Source organism: Floricoccus tropicus (assembly GCF_001832905.1).
Classification (GTDB): Bacteria; Bacillota; Bacilli; order Lactobacillales; family Streptococcaceae; genus Floricoccus; species Floricoccus tropicus.
Map to the genome: position 1 here is coordinate 91138 of NZ_MKIR01000026.1, position 20991 is coordinate 112128.

The 20991-nt window shown below is 31.3% G+C and carries 19 protein-coding genes; 5 read left to right on the forward strand and 14 right to left on the reverse strand.

Annotation, left to right across the window (positions count from 1 at the left end; translation table 11 throughout):
* Nucleotides 1–3 precede the first annotated feature (3 nt).
* From serB to BG261_RS10310, 8 genes are all read right to left on the reverse strand, one after another.
* The gene (gene serB, locus BG261_RS10275) at nt 4–651 is read right to left on the reverse strand and encodes a phosphoserine phosphatase SerB (RefSeq protein ID WP_070793236.1); all 648 of its coding nucleotides are present in this window, start codon (nt 649–651) and stop codon (nt 4–6) included.
* 96 nt (nt 652–747) lie between these two features.
* A complete protein-coding gene (yqeK, locus tag BG261_RS10280) occupies nt 748–1371 on the reverse strand; it encodes a bis(5'-nucleosyl)-tetraphosphatase (symmetrical) YqeK (RefSeq protein WP_070793237.1) in 624 nt (207 codons plus the stop codon).
* A gap of 136 nt (nt 1372–1507) precedes the next feature.
* On the reverse strand, nt 1508–2158 hold the full coding sequence (locus tag BG261_RS10285) for an ABC transporter ATP-binding protein (protein ID WP_070793238.1): 651 nt from the start codon (nt 2156–2158) through the stop codon (nt 1508–1510).
* Between the two features lie 6 nt (nt 2159–2164).
* Nucleotides 2165–4396, reverse strand: coding sequence for a bacteriocin-associated integral membrane family protein (locus BG261_RS10290; protein WP_070793239.1), 2232 nt, complete (start codon nt 4394–4396; stop codon nt 2165–2167).
* A 163-nt stretch (nt 4397–4559) separates the two neighbouring features.
* On the reverse strand, nt 4560–6185 hold the full coding sequence (locus tag BG261_RS10295; RefSeq protein ID WP_070793240.1) for an ATP-binding cassette domain-containing protein: 1626 nt from the start codon (nt 6183–6185) through the stop codon (nt 4560–4562).
* A gap of 175 nt (nt 6186–6360) precedes the next feature.
* Nucleotides 6361–7242 carry a helix-turn-helix domain-containing protein gene (locus BG261_RS10300; RefSeq protein ID WP_070793241.1) on the reverse strand — a complete coding sequence of 294 codons (882 nt, stop codon included), beginning with the start codon at nt 7240–7242 and terminating at the stop codon, nt 6361–6363.
* A gap of 407 nt (nt 7243–7649) precedes the next feature.
* Nucleotides 7650–10343 carry an ABC transporter permease gene (locus tag BG261_RS10305; RefSeq protein ID WP_070793242.1) on the reverse strand — a complete coding sequence of 898 codons (2694 nt, stop codon included), beginning with the start codon at nt 10341–10343 and terminating at the stop codon, nt 7650–7652.
* 19 nt (nt 10344–10362) lie between these two features.
* The gene (locus BG261_RS10310) at nt 10363–11064 is read right to left on the reverse strand and encodes an ABC transporter ATP-binding protein (protein ID WP_070793243.1); all 702 of its coding nucleotides are present in this window, start codon (nt 11062–11064) and stop codon (nt 10363–10365) included.
* Nucleotides 11065–11240: 176 nt separating this feature from the next.
* Between BG261_RS10310 and BG261_RS10315 the strand changes: the two genes are divergently transcribed.
* Nucleotides 11241–11849 (forward strand): TetR/AcrR family transcriptional regulator, encoded by a 609-nt coding sequence (locus tag BG261_RS10315; protein WP_070793244.1) that lies wholly within the window; start codon nt 11241–11243, stop codon nt 11847–11849.
* Nucleotides 11850–11891: 42 nt separating this feature from the next.
* Here the strand turns inward: BG261_RS10315 and BG261_RS10320 are convergent, their stop codons facing one another.
* On the reverse strand, nt 11892–12488 hold the full coding sequence (locus BG261_RS10320; protein ID WP_070793245.1) for a TMEM175 family protein: 597 nt from the start codon (nt 12486–12488) through the stop codon (nt 11892–11894).
* Between the two features lie 391 nt (nt 12489–12879).
* Between BG261_RS10320 and BG261_RS10325 the strand changes: the two genes are divergently transcribed.
* On the forward strand, nt 12880–13812 hold the full coding sequence (locus BG261_RS10325; protein ID WP_070793246.1) for an alpha/beta hydrolase: 933 nt from the start codon (nt 12880–12882) through the stop codon (nt 13810–13812).
* A gap of 45 nt (nt 13813–13857) precedes the next feature.
* On the opposite strand, the gene BG261_RS10330 is transcribed toward BG261_RS10325, so the two are convergent.
* Nucleotides 13858–14640, reverse strand: coding sequence for a TraX family protein (locus BG261_RS10330; protein ID WP_070793247.1), 783 nt, complete (start codon nt 14638–14640; stop codon nt 13858–13860).
* 157 nt (nt 14641–14797) lie between these two features.
* Between BG261_RS10330 and BG261_RS10335 the strand changes: the two genes are divergently transcribed.
* Both BG261_RS10335 and BG261_RS10340 read left to right on the forward strand, forming a co-directional pair.
* Nucleotides 14798–15370: a TetR/AcrR family transcriptional regulator gene (locus BG261_RS10335; protein ID WP_070793248.1), complete on the forward strand. Its 573-nt coding sequence runs from the start codon at nt 14798–14800 to the stop codon at nt 15368–15370.
* Nucleotides 15371–15501: 131 nt separating this feature from the next.
* Nucleotides 15502–16434: an alpha/beta hydrolase gene (locus BG261_RS10340; protein ID WP_099098658.1), complete on the forward strand. Its 933-nt coding sequence runs from the start codon at nt 15502–15504 to the stop codon at nt 16432–16434.
* A gap of 96 nt (nt 16435–16530) precedes the next feature.
* Here BG261_RS10340 and BG261_RS10345 read toward each other — a convergent pair whose 3' ends face one another.
* Both BG261_RS10345 and BG261_RS10350 read right to left on the reverse strand, forming a co-directional pair.
* Entirely contained in the window at nt 16531–17094 is a 564-nt protein-coding gene (locus tag BG261_RS10345) for a hypothetical protein (RefSeq protein WP_070793249.1), read from the reverse strand.
* 171 nt (nt 17095–17265) lie between these two features.
* Complete coding sequence (locus BG261_RS10350; protein ID WP_070793250.1) at nt 17266–17904, reverse strand: hypothetical protein; 639 nt, start codon at nt 17902–17904, stop codon at nt 17266–17268.
* Nucleotides 17905–18055: 151 nt separating this feature from the next.
* Between BG261_RS10350 and BG261_RS10355 the strand changes: the two genes are divergently transcribed.
* Entirely contained in the window at nt 18056–18682 is a 627-nt protein-coding gene (locus BG261_RS10355; RefSeq protein WP_070793251.1) for a copper homeostasis protein CutC, read from the forward strand.
* A gap of 112 nt (nt 18683–18794) precedes the next feature.
* On the opposite strand, the gene murG is transcribed toward BG261_RS10355, so the two are convergent.
* The gene (gene murG, locus BG261_RS10360) at nt 18795–19823 is read right to left on the reverse strand and encodes an undecaprenyldiphospho-muramoylpentapeptide beta-N-acetylglucosaminyltransferase (RefSeq protein ID WP_070793252.1); all 1029 of its coding nucleotides are present in this window, start codon (nt 19821–19823) and stop codon (nt 18795–18797) included.
* A gap of 95 nt (nt 19824–19918) precedes the next feature.
* Nucleotides 19919–20914: an aromatic acid exporter family protein gene (locus BG261_RS10365; protein ID WP_070793253.1), complete on the reverse strand. Its 996-nt coding sequence runs from the start codon at nt 20912–20914 to the stop codon at nt 19919–19921.
* Between the last annotated feature and the right edge of the window lie 77 nt (nt 20915–20991).

Genomic DNA, 20991 nt, shown 5'->3' on the forward strand with positions numbered 1-20991 from the left:
CGCCTACATCTTATCTTCAATAATTTTCATAGCCTTATATAAGTCAGGTTCGTTAATCTGATATGGAGCCTGCTCACGAACAATTGGCTTAGCATTAAAAGCAATTCCAACACCTGCAGCTTCAATCATAGGCAGGTCGTTTGCACCATCTCCCATAGCCACCGTATTTTCAATACCTAAACCATTTTCCTTAGCCCATTTAAGAAGGTTATTTTTTTTGACGTCTTTTGTGACGATTTCACCTACTACTTGTCCGGTTAAAATACCATTTTCAACTTCCAAGCGATTAGCTTGAACATAATCTAAGCCAACTTGTTCAGCTAAAATATCAACAATTTCATGAAATCCGCCTGAAACAACTCCTATCTTAAAACCTTTTTCTTTAAGGTCATGAATAAGCTTTTCAGCCCCAGGTGTGAAATGCACACGTTCAAGTACCTTATCAAATACTGTTGTTGGAAGTCCCTTCAAAAGAGACACTCTTTCTCGCAGAGCACCTTCAAAGTCAATTTCTCCTCGCATGGCTTTTTCAGTGATTTGAGCAACCTGCTCCCCGATTCCAGCTTCTTCACCCAAAAGATCAATTACTTCTTCCTGAATAAGGGTTGAATCAACATCCATTACTAACAATCCTGTTACTTTATTTTTCATTATCTACTCCTTGAAATTATTTAAATGTGAGATGTATTCTAAATATTTAGCTATCTTGTATCAAAGTTATTAGTTACCCATATTTTTATTTAAAAATTATATTCCATTATTTAATATTCCTCTTTTTCTATGTATTTTCCTTAAGGAAATATTTTCTTCTAAACTAGATTTTGCTTTAAGAAGCCATGGATGCAAAATTTTTATATCATTATTCATTATATATTGGATGTAATACAAAGCAGCATCTTCTAAAGATTCTTCTAGCCTTTCTAACATTTTGTCTAAGTATGGTGGAATACCTCTTTGATCCCATTTTATCTTGTCAGCGACGAAAACTAATAAATCAGTTTCAGAATAACCACCCTTTAACGTTGTATGGCATTCAATAGCCGAAAGTATTTCATCATCAATAACAAAAAAATAATTATTTGCTAGATAAGCAGATATTTTTTGATGGATAATTAAAGGAAAGATTTTTTCTTCAGGCAATAAATTAATCTTAAATTCTTCAGCAGCATGAATCCGTTCTTCAACTGGATAAATAGCTGAAATATCATGGAAATATCCAGCAATTAGTGCTTTTTCTTCATTAAATCCAAAGTCATTGGCAAGAATAGCTGCGTAATCTCCCACTTCAATACAATGTTCATAGGTTGAAATGCAATCTCTTGAAGCTAAAAATTCATAAATTTCCTTTTTATAATTTTCTTTTCCTTGCATACTTCTCCTTATCTACCTATTACTATTGTTATTATTCTACAAGATATAAAACTTTCTTACAAGAAAATTAAAAAGCAAATCATAGATTCACCTTTTAATATCTCAACTATTTTATATAAAAACATTGAGATTTGACTTATATCTTTTCCAATTGGATTATTCTGTCTGTTCTATTGGCAAGTTCCATACTATGGGTAACAACAATTATTGTTTTTCCAAAATTATCACGCAATTTTTCAATTATTGAAAATACATTTTCTGCCATTAATGGGTCAAGAGAACCTGTCGGTTCATCAGCTAAAATTAAATCTCCTGGTTTCAATATAGCTCTTGCAATAGCCACGCGCTGCTGTTCTCCACCAGATAACTTATTTACCTTTTCATTTATTAATTTATCAATATCTAGCCAAGTTAACACTTCTATAATTCGCTTTTCTTTTTCCGATTTCTTTATATTCATAAAATTCATAGCTAAGAGCAAATTTTCTTTTACAGTAAGATCAGATACCAAAGCAAAAGATTGGAAAAGATAATTAATATCATCTCTTCTCGCTAATGTTGCTTTTTTACTAGTTATTTTTGGTAATTCTTTTCCGAAAAGCTTAATCTTTCCTGAGTCAACTGTTTCAAGCATACCAATCATATTTAGTAAAGTAGATTTACCACATCCTGATGGACCAACAAGAGAAACTATTTCATTTTCCATAACTGTAAGATTGAGATTATCAATTATTTTTCTATTTCCAAAGGATTTACTTAATTTTTGTATTTCAATAGCTTTATTCATATTTTTTTACCTTTCTTTAAATGCAATTAAAATATTTTTGAATTCATTTTTTGAAACATATCTCCAAAAAATTATTAATTGTAGAATAAATACCATACTAATCGTCATGACACCTACGGTAGATTTTGCAATAATTACTGCTACTAACTCAATTACTAATGCTATAGAGAGAAAAATTACAGGTAATTTATATATATTCCAAAAGCTATATCCGATAAATTTCTTAACATTTATTTTTTCTTGATTAACCATTCTGTATATAGTAGCAAGTGTAATTAATAGAACTGTTAAAATAGACACTACAACAATTAATATCAAAATAAGAAACTGAATAATCATGTACATTTCCTTACTTATTCCATCAATATAATTGCTTACGGAGATGAATGAAATATTGTTATCATCTAAATTATATTTAGTAAAAATTGAAGAAGAAGTATATTTTTTACGGATATCTTGACTCTCAAACTTTATATACCCATTTTCTAATCCCCTTGCAATAAAGCTCTCATTTTCAATAAAAGATGTATTTTCTGGTGTTGCTAGATAGATGACTGGATTTCTACTTGTTACATCATCATCTTTATTTGTAGTCCAGGTAAATAAGTCTCCAACAGGATTATAAAATGCAAATTTATAATTTTTATTTCTCTTATAATTGTTGTCAATATCTCCATTGGATGCTGAGCTTTTTTCTTCTATTTCAGTATAATAGTCTTCAATTTCTTTTTTATCTTTATCACTTAATTCACTTGATATTAAATATACACGAACACCTTGCTTAGCTTCTTCTATTGATCCTCCATCTATATCAATTCCATTATATTTAAGAAAATTAGGTGAATATACAAAGTACCAGAAAGGATTAGTGGGAACTTTTTCATAAGCACCAGAATTTCTTTGATTATCAATTATTTCTTTACTATAAAAGGTGCTGTTAATCAGATAAACCCCATCATTATCAGCAATAGATTTATACCAATTAAACATATTTTCATTTAATTTTGTTGATTGACCCGAATTAGATAATTTATCATTCCCTAAATCATATGAACTTAGAACTTGGTAATTATCATATTTCTGCCATTTTTGAGCGAGTTTCACATTTCCCTTAATTGTTTTAATTGGAATATCTAGATAAATACAACTTGCCACAAGACCCATACCAATAAAGATATAAACTAAAATTCCAAAAATATAAAGAAGCCTATGAGGAATTCGTCCATGAATTGCATTCAAAGAATTAGTAAGCATAATTATTAAACTTGCAATCGAAATAGCTATAATAACTAGAAGAAGATTTATTACATTATAAAATATAAACTTATTTAAAAGTGGAAAAGAAAAATGTCCCCATCCTGATAGCATATAAGCAAAAACACTTAAAACAGGAATTAACATTAATGTATAGAAAATAAATTTTTTAAATATAAACTTAACATAGTCTAAGTTTGACCATCCCAATAATGACAATTTCCCATATGCTGATAAAGAACGTACTGCAATTACAACAAAAATCAAAACAAGAGTCATCGCTGTAACTATAGTAACAATTACAATTGACCTGGAAATTAGGGAATTATCATGAACTCCACCCGCACCTTTATCAAGTAATTTATTTTTATCAATTTTACTTATTTTTGATAGGTTATCTAAAAAATTTTCCAAATCTTGTTCATCATTAAATCCCAATATTTTATAATCACCACTTACAGTACCACTCTCCTTAAATAATTGAGTTAATTTTTTGACAACTACTGTGCCATTAAATCTAAAGTTTGGCAATTGGTAAATACTATTTACTGAGCCTTTATCTATACCGATTGTTGCCTCTTCATTTTCTATAGTCAACAACTTATCAAGATTTTCAGTATTTAAAATATTTGTATCTAAATATGAAAAATCAACATTATTTCCATTTGCTATTCCGCCAATTCCAAACTTATAGCCACTAAAATCACCATTTTTGTTGCTAGCACTGTCCCTTCTACTAACAAATAGATTATGTTCTTGACTATAGCCTAGTAAAAAATTTAAAGTTGCTTGTTCTTGATTTTTTCCAATATCTTTAATATAAATTTCTTGGGCATTTTCAGTGTTAGGATAAGACGACCACTTATCTAAGTAATCATTTCCTATGGTAATTAAAGCAAGAATACTCAATAAAATACCTTGAAAAATAATTAAAGCATATGCGACAAATTTAAAATTACCAACAAGTTCTATCCTTTTTTTCATTCAACTCCACTCCTTTTTATGAAATATATTTCACCTAGCTACTTTCTACTTACATTATATAAGACATATAGCATACTTTTTCTGACAAAAAGATAACGCTTTCTTACAGTGTTGTAAGGAAAAGGAAAAACAACAAAATCATATAAGATTTTGTTGCTTAAAGTCAATTAGTGATTTCATTTATCGTTAAACGCTTATCACAAATTTCAATCTGACTATCGTAATTATTTTTCCTATCCTCATCATAATGGTGGGCTACTTCTATTACAGTCATATCAGATTTAAAGAAAATATCTTGAATTTTTTTAGACAATTTTTTATCAACTGATGAGGTCCCTTCATCAACTAATAATATTTTCTTATCATGTATCAAAGCACGCGCTATTTCTATTCTCTGTTTTTGTCCACCTGATAATAGAGAGCCATTTTCTCCATAATTCTCACTTAAACAGTTTTGCCCTAATTCTTCAAGTAGACCTAACTTATTTAAAATATCAAAAAGTACTTCATCACTTACACCCTCTAACTCCATTATCAGGTTATCCCTAAGCGAAAGCTCAAAGTAATATGGTGCTTGCTGAATTCTTGCCATTGCTTGTGGTTGATTATTAATCTTTTTCCCCTCATCAATCATATAAATATCACCAGAATTCGGTATTAGTACTCTTTGTATCAAATCAAGGATTGTTGATTTTCCACTTCCAGATTTACCAGTTATTAATACTTTTTTTCCATAAGGAATATTTATATTTATATCTGAAAATAGTTTTTCCTCGCCATTATAACCAAAGCTAAGGTCTTCTATGACAATCTCTGGAGCAATCGTAGTATCTGCAGGACTATTCTCCAACTTCTCAACATCACTATTTGCAATGAGACTCGCGATATTTTCTCTTGTACTCTCAGTTGATTTTATTATCCTAAAATACTCAGAAACATTTCTAAAGGGATAAATTACTCGGTCGCTCGCGAGTAGAAGTGCTATGACTGCCGTTGCCTCAAGTTTTCCATTAATTACAAATATTAAAGCCACAGCGAGAGGGAACATGTAACTGAACCAAGCGAAAACTGATGAAAACATTCCGACGATAGCGTGACGGTTACCCATTACTTGCGATTTCGTCTCCAAATTTTCGATTGAATCTTGTGACCTTCTAAAGAAGGTTGAAAATGCCCCGTAAGTTTCAATAACTGAATATCCTTGGAACAAATCCTTAATGTTTCTTATAAAGTTTGTATTTGCACCAGTATAATCATCTGTCGCAGTCTTTAAATACTTACCAAATACCATAGATGGTAACATGGGTAAAAAAGAAAACACTATGAATAACAGAGCTATGAAAGGGCTCAGATAAAGTAGATAAATCATCGAAATTAGACCAAGGATAAAATAATAAGTACAGTTAAATATTACCGAGAAGTATTTATCTTCTATGAGTTTCAAATCAACTGTTAGAGTTGATATTGACTGTGCTACATCCCTATTTTCTACTTCTTTTGCTGCTAAGGACTTTATAACCTTCATTTTATATTCTTCATTCAAGTTCTTCAAAATATCATTTTGTAAAAGTGACTTAATGAGAGCTGAAAGTTCAATTAAAATATAAAATCCAATGCTATAAATAATAAAAATCGTAACCTGGTTTAGGGTAGATTTTTTTGAGAATTTTGATACTGATGAAAACACCTGTGACATAATTATCCCATCAAAACCAGCTCCAATCATGGCTATAAATAATAATAAGAGCTTCCATTTAGGAATGTCATTCCAAAGCTGTCTTAGATTCATTTAAATACCTCTCTCTTACTTTTTTTAAAAGTATAGCAAGGTTTTTATTCGTTTTTTAAAATTGTGAAAATCTACAACCCTAAAAACAAGACTCTACACCTCCTAAATGCTTATATCCAAAGCTTTAAGAGATACAAAAAAACTATTTAAGGCAATATAATTTTTCCTCAAATAGTTATTCATAATCTGGAATTTGCGGAATACCGCCATTATCTTCGAACAGCCCCTCATATAAATGATAGAGTGCTTCATAAAGATAATTATCATCAACATACTGTGCATAATCTAAAATTTTCTTTAAATTATCAATATAGACAAGCTTAGGGTTTTCACGATAGTTGAGAATATTTTTAAACCCTTCAAGACGAGTTAATTCAAATAAATTTTGACTAGGTATTAGCGGTTCAACTTTTCTAACCAAAATTCGACAATCATCATACTCTTTTCTTTCATAGAATAGATGAACAGAAATTAAAATTGCCCCTATATATTGACTAGCCCCATAGTTATTTGGAAGTAATTCCTCCTCAATTAACCTTAAAATTTCAAGTGATAGGCTCAACAAGGAATCATTATTCAATTTATGGGAAGTACTTCTGAAAAAAACAATATCAAACTCTCCCCATTCGTCAATATCCCAAAAGTAATCCTTTATAAATTTAGCCTCTTCATCATCAATATAAATCGACTTATCAAGCATATTAATGAAATTTTTTAGGATTAATATTTGACACTTATCAGATTTAACTTGAGAATTACTTTCTAAAAGTTCAAGTTCCATCTTTAACGCTTCAAGCTCACGAGCATCAAACAAATCTTGAATTTTCCATAACCATGTGTAAAAAGCAGTCGCTGGCTTATTCATATATCTTGAAAATTCACCAAGAGTAATATTTAATTTATCAAGAATTTCGACTAATACTTCAAATGCCAGTTGACTTTCTCCTCGTTCAAAAGCCGCCAATGTTGAGTAAGAAGTAATACCGTCCGACAACTGTTTTAATGTATATCCCCTACTTTTCCTTATATTTCTAATTACTTGACCCGCACTTTTCATGTTTAACCACCATTTTGAAAATATTTTCTTAGATTGATTATACTATATATTATAAAAAACTACTAAACCAATTTTGGTCTGGTAGTCTTTGAGTGTTTCTTTATAGCTATTCAATTATTCATATCTATGATGTCAATTCTGTTAGTGCGAGCATAAATCGCAACTAAATTGGTTCGACTTGCTTGCACTCTTTACTCCCCTTGGTCGTAAAATCGTGACACTTCATTTCATTACGATGTCCATAGAACTAAAACGACTGAAAGTCGTTAGTTCTATTGGCAGGGTTCGAACGACTTTTCCGTACTTCACTTCGTACGATGTCCATGAAACTAAGACGAGTAAAACTCGTAAGTTTCAATGGCAACCGTTCGCAATTTTCATAAATTGCTCCTTGGTAACTCCAAAGGTCATTCAACTGATTTTAGGGCATCCAACATGTTAACATTTTTTATTTTATTATGGATAACTACGCTTATTACGGCTGTTATTCCTAGAGTGATGGCTGCTGAGATTAGGTAGTTAGCCCAATTCAATACTGGATTAAACATGGCATCTTCTGGTGGAAGCGATGAAATTATGAAACCGTGAAGGAAAGTACCAAGGAACCAACCAGCAACAATACCAAGTACAGAAAGGATAATTGTTTCACGGTAGATATATAGTGTAACTTCTTTATCATAAAATCCGAGTACCTTGATAGTTGAAAGCTCTCTAATACGTTCACTAACATTAATATTTGTAAGGTTATATATAACCACTACCGCAAGCAAAATTGCACATATTATCAAGACAAGGATTACACTATTCAAGCCCTCCATGACATTATCAATAACACTCTTGGCATCAAGGTTTTGCTGAATTAGAGCAACACCTTCGGTATCAATAAGTTGACTAGAAACTTTTTCAACTCCTTTAGCATCACCATTCTTCAAAATTACCAAATTTGAGTTGTCTTTAAAATCCTTACCAAAAGTCGCTTGATAATTCTTAGAATCCATAAATATAAAGTGTCCCATATACATTTCAGTAACAGCAGAAACTTTTAGTTCTACTTCTTTACCATCTGAAGTTTCCTTAGATGTTTCTACTTTAAATTTATCTCCTACTTTCAGGTCAAAAAGCTTAGCAAATTTCTCGGAGATGACTACTCCATCATCTGTTAATTCTATTTGCGAATGACTTTCACGATTTCGCAAATTAACAAAGTCTTTAAAATTCTTGGTGTCCTGAGTTGCAATTAGGTTAATTGTCTGTTTACCTTCATTTTTAGCTACTTTTGTAACTTGTTCAAAACGAACTGGCTCATGACTTTTCACTTGTTCTGAAGATAAAATTTTATTGATTTCTTCATTTTCTTTATTTGTCGCATCATCTTTTTTGACTTCAACTAAGTCATATTTGATAAGCTCATCATATTGTTTACTTGAAATACCATCTAGGGAATCACGAATACCAAAGCCTGTAATCAAAAGAGCTGTACAACCAGCTACCCCAAAGATAGTCATAAACATTCTAGACTTGTAACGGAAGATATTCCGCGCTGTTACCTTATGGGTAAATGACATTCTATTCCATATTGGAGTAATGTATTCTAGTAATATTTTAGAACCAGCTTTTGGTGGTTTCGGTTGTAAGAGACTTACTGGAAGTTCTTTTAGCTCACGCCATAAGATGAATAAGCTTGATAATACTGTACAAACAAGGGCTATGGCAAATGCAATTAAGGTGTACTTCCAAGAGAATGTTAATATTGATTTGTCAAAGGTTGTTGCTGCTGTATATGCTTTAAAAATTACTGTTGGAAGCAAGGTATATCCAAGAGCTGCTCCTGCAATTGCTCCAAGAAGCCCTGAGACCAATCCATAGACAACAAACTTACGACTAACATCAGCTTTGCTGTAACCTAATGCTCGGAATGTTCCTGAATTTATCCTCTCTTCTTCAATAAAACGTGTCATTGTTGTGAGTGATACAAGTGCTGCAATGGCAAATAAGAAAACTGGAAAAACATTTGATAAAATGTCTACTCGCTTAGAGTTTTCCAAATATGTTTTGTATGCTCTATTATCAGAACGTTCGCTAACAAGATATACTGGTTCAGAAAGTCCATCAAGTTCTGATTGCTTTTCTTTTAAATCTTTTTCTTTATCCGAAACTTCCGATTTAGCATCTACAATCTTCTTTTTAGCATCATTTAATTGTACTTTTTGTTGGTCAGGTACTGACATACCTGCTTTTTCTGCTTGTGATAATTGATTTTCTTGCTCTTTAATTTTTGCTTCTTGATTGCTGATTTCTTTTTTAGAGCTTTCAATTTTAGCTCGACCATCATCAATTTTGCTTTGAGGCTCTGCCTTAATAGCTTTTAATCGACTATCTTTTTGAGTATCCAAACGGTCCTGTAATTCACCCTTGTGTGTTTCCACGCGGTTTGAGTATTTCTTGCTATAGGCTGAAAGACTTTCAGTGTCCTTATACCTAAGTCGAGCAATCATATAAACTTCCGAATCAAATACGCTTGGTGTAACTACTCCATAAGAATTTAGCTGTCCAGTTCCTATATCAGTTGTTCCTAGACTTGTTTTCGAGGTATACTCACTAGATTTTACGAAGCCAGAAATTTTAAACTTTGTTTTCTTTAGGACATCTTTATCACTTGTAAACTCTATTTCTTGACCAATTTTATAGTCGTCTTTATATAAATAATCGAGAGCAATTTCATCATCAGACTTAGGTAGATTGCCTTCAACTATTTCATATTTAGAAATATTATCAGGTTTGGAAAAAATTCTGAAAGAAGTCTTCGTATTTCTAAGTAGGGCGTCTGTAAAATATCCAAATTCTGCCTTATCCAAGCCATCAGAAGAATTTATTATTTTTTTATCTTCATCATTTAAACCATAATTTGACATTACTTCAACATCGGCTAGATTTGTTTCCTTATAAAATGTCTCAGCTGTTTGTCTAAGGTTTGGTCCCGATATTTTAAGCCCTGTAAAAGCAAAAACGCCAAGTAAAATTAAGGCAAAAATTGAAAAGAATCGACCTTTTGATTTTAAAATGGATTGCCTTATATCCTTATTTAATATTTTTTTACTCATAGTATTATTATCTCCTGCCCTACCACTCTATATCAGCAATATTTTGTGGATTTTCATTGACCTCAATTGATTTAACTTGTCCATCGTGCATTCGAATAACCCTATCAGCAATCGGTGCAATCATTCCATTATGGGTAACTATGATTACTGTTGCTCCATCAATGTGACTTTTATCTTGCAGGATCTGTAGAACTTGTTTACCAGTATTATAGTCAAGGGCTCCTGTTGGCTCATCACACAAAAGAATCTTGGGGTTTTTAGCAACCGCACGCGCAATAGCTACACGTTGTTGTTCACCACCAGAAAGCTGTGCTGGGAAGTTATCCATTCTTTGACCTAGTCCAACATCTTCTAATGCTTTTTCAGGGGACATAGCATTTTCAACAATTTCTGAAGCAAGCTCTACATTTTCTTTGGCTGTTAGGTTTGATACCAAATTATAGAACTGGAATACGAAACCAACATCATACCTTCTATAGGTTGTTAACTCTTTAGATGTATAATTTGAAATATCTTTACCATCAATTAACACTTGGCCACTATCATTAGTATCCATTCCGCCTAAAATATTTAATACTGTTGATTTTCCTGCACCAGAACTTCCGAGAATAATTACTAACTCTCCTTTTTCAATTGCAAAGTTAATGTCTTTGTTAGCATTAACAGTAGTTGAACCTGTTTTGTAAGACTTAGTTGAGTCTATCATTTCAATATATGCCATTTATATATCCTTCTTTCTATTCGAACAACATGTTGATTTAATTAATTTAAAAAAAATATAAGCAGAATGTCGCTTCCACCTCTATTCGAACAACGTGTTGATTTAATTGTAAAGTAATTGTATAATATAAATATAAATAAAGCAAGAAAAAAATATTTTTTTAAAAAAGGAAAATTATGGTAATACATAGAAATACAAACTCGAAAAAAGTTATAAAAAACGCTTTTTCAAAATTACTAAACGAAAAAGGATTTGAAAAGATGACAGTAAGTGATATTACTCGTGCTGCAGATGTTAATCGAGGTACGTTTTACTCTCACTATACTGGCAAGTATGATCTACTTAATGAAGTTGAAGATGAGATTTTGGGTAATTTAAAAGGTTATTTTGATGAATCAGGACCAAAAATTATTAAACCTGTAGATTATACTGAAAAAGAAAATGTTCAACTCTTTTCCAATGATTCCATACTTCATGCTGCCACTTATGCTAAAGACAATTTTGAAATGATTCATGGTTTGATCTCAGAAGGTGGAAATTCAAAACTTATTCCTAAGTTTAAAGAAATCATGGTTGATATTTTACAAGAACGAGCAAAAAAAATTGGTGTTTTAAACTTCAATAAGTTTAAAATGCCAGACGGATATGCATATGAAATTATGCTATCAAGTGTTGTATCAATCCTTGAATATTGGATTTTAAATGACACCAAAGAAAGTCCTGAAGAAATCGTAAAGATAATAAATACAGCAGCTTTTGTTGCTCCTGCAGAACTTTTAATGTAAAAAAAAATGGGTTATCTAATTAGATAGCTCATTTTTATATTATTACATACCTTCAATTCGGTCACTATCAGGCGTTGTATTGAACGCCATATAGATTAATTCTAAGAAAGTTAGTAATAATCCTGATGGTGGGAAAAAGTAAACTGCTCCTATAGCTACAATAATGGCAATTGGGAATAATATACTAGTCATAAATTTGTATGGTGGCATACTTCTAATCTTCGCTGCTTTTTCTGGATTTGTCACATCCAAATCTTTAGCAATAGATTTTGTTAAGAAAAGATATGCTAAACTCCATAGAAAGAAGATAACTATGTAAAAGTATTCTGGTACTCTATCATCTATAGAATTACCAGCCCAAGCAGCTGCCATAGGTAAAAGAGACATTGTAAACATCCAAAAATTATTTATCCAGAATGTTCTTTTCGAAATTCTATCAGCCAAAGCAAACATATAATGATGATTGTACCAAGCAACACAGATGAATACAAATGAAACTATATAAGCAAACAGATATGGTGCTTCACTGAAAAGTGCTTCAAGTGTTGGTTCTTCCGGTGTTTTAAACTCCAAAACCATAATGGTCATAATGATTGCCACAACAGCATCCGTAAAGGCTTCAACGCGTCCTTTGTTCATAAATTCCTCCAAAAAAAATAATTAATAACTAAATACTACTGTATCAAACTATATTATTCAAGCAAAAGACATTTTAGATTTTAATCTAAAAATTTTGTTCGTAGAAATTTTGTTATTTTTGAAAAATCATATTTTTAATACACATTTAATTGCTTTTTTCAATTGTTTTTTTATTAATATTAATTGGCTCTATTAACAAGCAACAAAAGATATTCATTTAATTTTTATTGTTACAACTACTTTTTCACAATATCAGCATTTAATAATACACTGTTATACCAAGCTTTTCGTTAGTTTACGAGTATAAGTTTGTGATATTATATATTTGTAACTAAGAACCAAGCATGCATTAAATATATAATATATGCCATTTTTATCGGAGGATAACATAATGACTACAACTGAAAAAATCTTATACCCAAACGCTTACTATGAAATGTCAGCATTAATGTTTTACCCAGACAATTTTGATGCTTCAAAAAAATATAAAACTATCGTCGTATCTCATCCTGGAGGAGGAGTAAAAGAACAAACTGCAGGTTTATATGCACGTAAATTTGCAGAACAAGGATTTTTAACAATCGCTTTTGACTCATCATTCCAAGGAGAATCTGGAGGATATCCTCGTCTACTTGAAAGTCCTTCTGCTCGTGTTGAAGATATCAGCGTAACAATTGATTATCTATCAACTTTACCATTCGTTGACATGGATAATATTGCTGCTTTCGGAGTATGTGCAGGCGCTGGATATTCAGTAACTGCTACAACTGTTGAACGTCGTATTAAAGCTTTAGTGACAGTAAGTCTTGTAAATATTGGTATCTTATTCCGTGAAGGATTAGACCATGTTGTTCCCGTAGAATCTCAAATTCAAGCTCTTGAAGCTGCATCTCTAGCACGTTCAAAAGATGCAAACTCTGATTCTTCTACATATATCAACTATGTGCCTTATACAAAAGACGAGATTACGGATCAAACTCCTACATATGCACGTGAAGCTTCTGATTACTACCGTACATCTCGTGCAATGTACTCAACATCTCCAGACTTCTTACTTCAAAAGAGTATGCAAGAAATCTTCCAATATGATTCACTTCACTTAGTAGATACGCTTCTTACTCAGCCACTTCTTGTTATTGCAGGTTCAGAAGCAGATACTAAATTCCTCACAGATGAACTTTATAATAAAGCAACAGCATCTTCAAAACGTGACTACTATGTTGCTGAAGGAGCAACTCACGTTGACCTTTATGATAAAGAAAAATTCATTGATCCAATCGTTGACTACGCATCTAAATTCTTAGAAGAGCAATTAACATTCTAATACGCTAAAAGCTTGAGGTAACATATTCTACCTCAAGCTTTTAAATTACATAAAATAATTCGTATATAAGTATGAAAGGATATAAAGGATGTAGATATGAGCTGGATAAAAGATATAGAAAAAATATTTTAATCCCTTTCCCTTTTGACCATTGTAGAATGAAATTGGGATTATAGAAAATACCATCATCCATTGAACGTTTTCAGTCAATAATGTACTATTAAACTGAAAATTCGTAGATATAAGAGCAACTAGAGCAATCAGAAAATATTGAATTGCTCTTTTTTCTCTAAAGATATATAATCCAAGGGCTAAAAATACACTAATAAATCCACCTTCAACTGCTAGGTAATTTGGAATATCAATCATTATATTTGCAGCAAGCATTGGGTGACTGTTGCTTAAAAGCATACCTACAGCTGCTGGAACTAATGGTAAAACTAAGATTCCTGTACCCAATAAGTATCTACGCTCACGAAATTTATCATAAGCAAACATTGTCAAAGCTCCAAGAAACATTGTCCCAAAAATTCCGTTCATAAGAACAACTGTATCAAGTGGAAAAGCCTTGGTAATTATTTGAGTCATAATCATCATTATGACATGAGCAATAAAAAGACGTGCTAGATACTTGTGCTTATTGCGCGTGTAATGGAAACCTTCAGCAAGCATAAATAAAAATATAGGTAAAACTAGGCGACCAAGCATTGTTAATATCATTGGGGCACCTGCATAATAAAACATCTGATGTATGTGATCGAGAACCATGAGGAAAACTCCAATTAGTTTTAACTGTGTTCCAGTGATTCCCTTGTAATTTGTTTTCATTTATCAAATCTCCTCTATTTCTAGTAACTAAGAAATAATTATAAATTATATTATCCTATAAAAACTTACAACTTTGCATTTTAACCTTACAAGTTTGTAAGAATAATATAAATCAAATTCCTTTGACTTTAAACGAATCTTCATTTATTATTAACACATGAGAATAAAAGATGAAAAAAAATTAGAAAGTATATATGAAGCTACACTTCAACTTATTATTGATGACGGTCTCCACCAAACTTCGATTAGCAAAATAGCCAAAGGAGCAGGTGTATCTCCAGCAACAATTTACATTTATTTTGAGAATAAAGAAGATCTTATTAACAAGTTGTATTTATCTGTAAAAAAAGAGATGAGTGATTATATCTTTGTAAAAGTAGACAATCAAAAAACTGTACATGAAAATTTTGAAAATATAATGAGAAAGTTTAGCCAATATATTCAAGATAATAAAAGTCGTTTTCTATTTGTAGAGCAATTGCAAAATATGCCTATACTTTCAAGCGACATACTTGACCAAACTAACCAATACTTCTATCCCATGGAGAAAGTATTAGAAAAAGGGATCAGCGAAAAAGTTATTAAAGATGTTGACACAAAAATATTATTTTTACCAATTTTTCAACCATTGTCAGCTTATTTTAAAGAGCAGTTTAACTCTGAAGAAAGACCCAAAAAAGCGGTTATAAATACACTTATTGAACTAGCTTGGAATTCTATTTCTATATAATAGAGTTTTATGCTAGTTTTTTTATTATTAAAAAAGTCATTTCTTTTGACAATAAATGAACGTTCGTTTATTATAAGTGTATTGAAATATTAATTATCTCAATAATATTATTATTAAATCAGGAGACAAAAATGATTAAATCAGAAAAAGTACTTTTCCCAAATTCATATTATGACATGTCTGGAATTATTTACTACCCAGAAAATTTCAATGAAAATAACACATATAAAACAATAGTTGTTTCTCATCCAGGTGGTGGAGTAAAAGAACAGGCAGCAGGTCTTTATGCTCGTAAGTTAGCTGAACATGGTTTTTTAACTATCGCATTTGATGCCTCATTTCAAGGAGAAAGCGGTGGATATCCACGCTTATTAGAAAGTCCATCAGCCCGAATTGAAGATGTCAGTGTTGCAATTGACTACTTATCTACTTTATCATTTGTTGATATGAATAATATCGCAGCATTCGGTATATGTGCAGGTGCTGGTTATTCTGTAACTGCGGCGACAGTAGACCGTCGTATCAAAGCGGTTGGCGCTGTAAGCTTAGTAAATATTGGTATCTTATTCCGTGAAGGTCTAGATCATGCTGTACCAGTTGAATCGCAAATTCAAGCTCTAGAAGCCGCATCACTTGCTCGTTCAAAAGATGCAAATTCAAAAACATCTACATTTATTAATTATGTTCCTTATACAAGAGATGAAATTACAGAAGATACACCTGTATATGCTCGTGAAGCTTCTGACTATTATCGTACTCCTCGCGCGATGTACCCAACTGCTCCAGATTTCTTATTACAACGTAGTATGCAAGAAATTTTCCAATACGACACTCTTCATTTAGTAGATACCCTTCTTACACAACCACTTCTTGTTGTAGCAGGATCAGAAGCAGATACTAAATTCCTCACAGACGAACTTTATGAAAAAGCTACCGCATCTTCAAAACGTGACTATTATATTGCTGAAGGAGCTACTCATGTGGATCTTTATGATAAAGAAGAATATATTAATCCCGCAGTAGATTATATTGCAAAGTTCTTCAATGATCAATTAAAATTCTAATATTAGTATTTAAGTTCAAGATGATGTATTTTATCTTGAACTTTTCCTTTATTAAAAATTACAAAAAAAGAAGCATCTCTGCTCCTTTTAATTATATTATTTAAGTTTACTTTTTTCTTTTGCCTTAGCAAATACTAGAATTTCAACTACCTTACTCAGCGGTTTAGCAATAAAATAAGCTATATTATAGTCAATTAAGCTATGGACAACACCACCTAGACCCATGATTAATAATAGAATTCCAAAATTGTTTGGTGTAACGCCTTGACCACTTAAGAAGAAGATAGCTACAACTGTAATTTCACAGACTGTGTGGATTATTGCAATTACAAAGTTGTAAATTTGAAATTTTTTATTACTCAACACTGTTTCAGGTTTCTTTTGTAAATATACTGAACCAAGAATTGCAAAAACTAGATGCGATAATGCTCTCAATGCAATAATGAATGGTGAAGTGATGAAGAAGCCAAATGCCGTTCCAAGTGCCACTGCAATTGCTACGCCTGGTGAAAAGAACATAGCAATAAAAAGTGGTACATGACTTGCTAATGTAAATGATGCTGGTCCAATCGTAATACGTGGCATAATCATTGGTATTACAATTCCCATTGCAATTAATAAAGCAACAATAGTTAACTGTTTGACAGAATTCTTTCTCATTTATCCTCCAATATTTTAAGTAAAGAACTATTTGTGATATTTTTAATTTTATCAAGTAAACTATCTAGTAGCAAGCAATACTAATATTTAACTGCTGTAGTCAATTGTGAATTGTTCTACAAAATGTATACAGGTTCAAATTTGGTTCATATTAAATATTGAAATAACTTCCTAACATCTTTCAATATTATAAATTACTTGATCTTCAGAGTTATTAGTAACATTAGCAAAAGTAAATTTATATTCTTGACTATAGATCTTTCCATTTTTATCTTCATACTTGCATATTAACGATATTAATAAGTCTCGCTTATTGAATTCTTGTATTTTATCTACTAAGGTGTCGCTTATTCCAAAAGAATGTTCTTTGTATGGTAAAGTTATCATGAATTCCTTCTCTTCTTGATAATCACTTGATTGATCAAAACTAATTTTCAAACAAGCTGAAAGATTAAAGATAGGACTTTCTCCTCCATTTATTAAAGTAAAGATTTTATCTAACTTCTTACCTTCTTCTAAAATAATATTTTTAGAAGAATTAACAACTAGTATTGGGCGATTGGAATCTTTTAATTTTTTTAACTGGTGACTCGTCACTAAGTATACTCCAAGAACACCTATTATCGAACCAATAATAGCACCCCAAAACCCCAGATACTTAGCATCCATATTAATAAAAAGTTCAAAAATATTTTTAATTATACGGTTTACTATTGCAAGTAAAATTAAAATAAGTATAACTAATGCTGCCGTTGTTAAATTTGGATATTTATTTCCTATTGTCTCAATTTTATTAACTAATTTTTTCATAGACTAACTCCTTAAATTTATAAGTAAATTATAACACAAGAAAAAATAATGATATATTTTGATGTAAAATATTAATAAACTAATACCTTTTACAAGTCCATAAAAATATTGTATGATAAATTTTTGAATAGAATAAATGAGGTAAATAATAATGATTATCAAAGAATTTTGTGCTGAGAATTTTACTGATATCCCAAAAGCAATTCTAGCGGGAGCTACACGTATTGAACTTTGCGATAATTTAGCTGTTGGTGGTACTACTCCTAGTTATGGGGTAATTAAAGAAGCTGCAAGCTATACAAAGGACGATAATATTCCTCTAGCAGTTATCATTCGTCCCCGTGGTGGTAACTTTGTATACAACAGTACTGAAGTTAAAATTATGGAAGAAGATGTCTTGAAGGCAGCTGAAGCTGGGGCAACTGCTCTTGTCATGGGTGCTCTAACTGAAGATAATAATATTGATAAAGAAACTATGGAAACTCTTCTAATTGCAAGCCAAGGGCTCCAAATTACCTTCCACATGGCTTTTGATGAAATTGAAGATTGGAAACCTGCTATGGATTATTTAATCGATGAAGGTGTCGAAAAAATCTTAGCTCATGGTGGTCCATTAGATAAGCCATTAAATATTGATAAAATCAAAGAGATGGTTGAATATGCTGACGGTCGAATTGATATTATCATTGGTGGCGGGGTAACCTATAATAATGCCGAAGAACTTGCCCATCAAACTGGTACTAACTATGTTCATGGTACAAAAATTGTAGAATTTTAAATCTTTAAGCAAACATTTTTCAAGCTAATTGAAATTATGGTTTGCTTTTTTTGTTTCCAAATTTATTTTTCTGTAATCAAAAAAATACCCACTAAGGTAGGTATTTGTGTGCTTAATATAGGGTATTAAGTAGATTATAAAATTCATTGATAGAAATTATTTCATCAGTTTCTGCCATTTTGCTTATCATTTGGTCTTTTTCTTTTTCAAGCACTGCAAGCTTCTTTACTAAATTATCATAGGTAAATTCTTCATCATCTATAACTTCTGAATAACCTTTTTCCTTAAAGTAGTTGGCATTCTGGATTTGATCACCTCGACTTGAAGCAAGAGATAGGGGAACTAAAATATTTGGTTTCTTTGAGTAGAGAATTTCAAAGATTGAGTTGCTTCCAGCACGCGCTATAACTATGTCCGACGCTGCAATTATGCCAAGCATTCCACCGTCAACAAACTCAAACGGGTAGTATCCCGGTTTTGCTTCATATTTATCCACACTACCAGTCTGGTGGATGATATTATATTTTTCAAGTAATTTATCAAGGTTTTCAGCTACTAAATTATTGATGTTTTTGGCTCCAAGACTTCCACCCCAAAATAGTAGAGTTTCCTTGCTTGCATCAAAATCTTTAGGCAGTTCAAATGGTTTAATTGAGTTTGAGTTGATAACAGCTCCAACCTTCTGTACTCCGTCGTGTCCTGCTATATCAAACGTTGACAACATTTTTGTTGCGAATTTCGAAGATATCTTGTTGGCTAAACCGATTGATTTATCTGACTCATGAATAACAACTGGAACCTTATTCATCTTAGCACCAATAACTACAGGAACTGACACGAAACCGCCCTTGGAAAAAATGAAATCCGGTTTTACTTCTTTAATTATTTTTCGAGCCTGACCAATACCTTTTGTGATTTTAAAGACATCAGTAAAGTTCTCCATTGAAAAATAACGTCTTAATTTACCAGTTGAAATTGGATAATATTTGACATCTGGATATTTGGCAAGCATCTCTCTTTCGATTCCTTTTTCAGAACCAATATAATATTGCTCCCAACCAGCTTCCCTATATAATTCAATTAACTGTAAATTTAAAGTAACGTGACCTGCAGAGCCACCACCTGTATATAAAATTTTCAAAACTAATACCTTCTACTTCTAATATTAAATATCTACTACCATTATACAATTTTACAAAGTAAAAAGCACCTACTCATAAAGTCGGTGCTTCAAACTTAAATTCTATTATTTTTTATAAAACGTTTCTTAAGAATAATGAAGTCTTCTAAGTCCATTAATATATGGTACATACGTGCTCTTGCAGCAAATTCATCATGAGTTTTTGGAAGTTCTTCTTTTTCTAATTGTTGTAAATATTGACCGAGTTTTTCAAGTTGAATTTTTGGTTCTTCTCTATCAGAAAAATAAGTATGTATTGTTTCCAAATAATCAGCAACAATTTGGGCCTCATGAGGGTTTTTACGTAATTTTTTAATTTCATAATGAAGATTATGAAGAATATTAACTTGTTGTAATCGCATCTCAAAATAATTTACATAGAAATCATCTTTTACAGGCAAGCGATTTTGTTGATATTGATGAGCCATTGTCTGGTATGGTGTAAGTTTTTCTTCTAGTGCAATCACATCATCCCATACATGCATTTCATCAGTATCTTCACTTGATAGGTAATTCTTCAATTTAGCAAAAATTCTTTTAAATTCAATCTCAACATCTAGTATTCCAGCATCCAATCTTTTTTTCTGAGCTGAAAAATCTTGAACATGATTGATTATAATCGCAATTACAATACCAATAATCAGTAACCAAAATTCATTCCAAATCGATGTCCAAGTCAATTGCTTTGCTGACATCATATGAGTTAAGAATACAGCATTTACTGACAAAGTTGCCTGTAAGTTATTGATAGCAAGACCAAAAGTTACAATGGTTAAAACAATACCAAAAGCTATCCAATTATAATCAGTTATAAAAAGTGCAACCCATGCTAGAAATACAGTAGCTATAAAAGTAATTATTCGATCAAGACAGAGCCTCCATGTATCCATCTTAGTTGGTACAATTGATAGTAATGTAATAATTCCTGCTGAACTAGCATATTCTAATTTCATGAACATAGCAATAAAAATTGCTAAAGTTGTACCAATTCCTATTTTTGCTGCATAAAAACCAACACTTCCTATTTTTATTCTACTTGTTATTTTATTCAATAAAGCCTCCTATTAATAATACGTATTCTCTTAAATTTATTATAAATAAAAAACGCTTTCATTACAATTATGTAGAA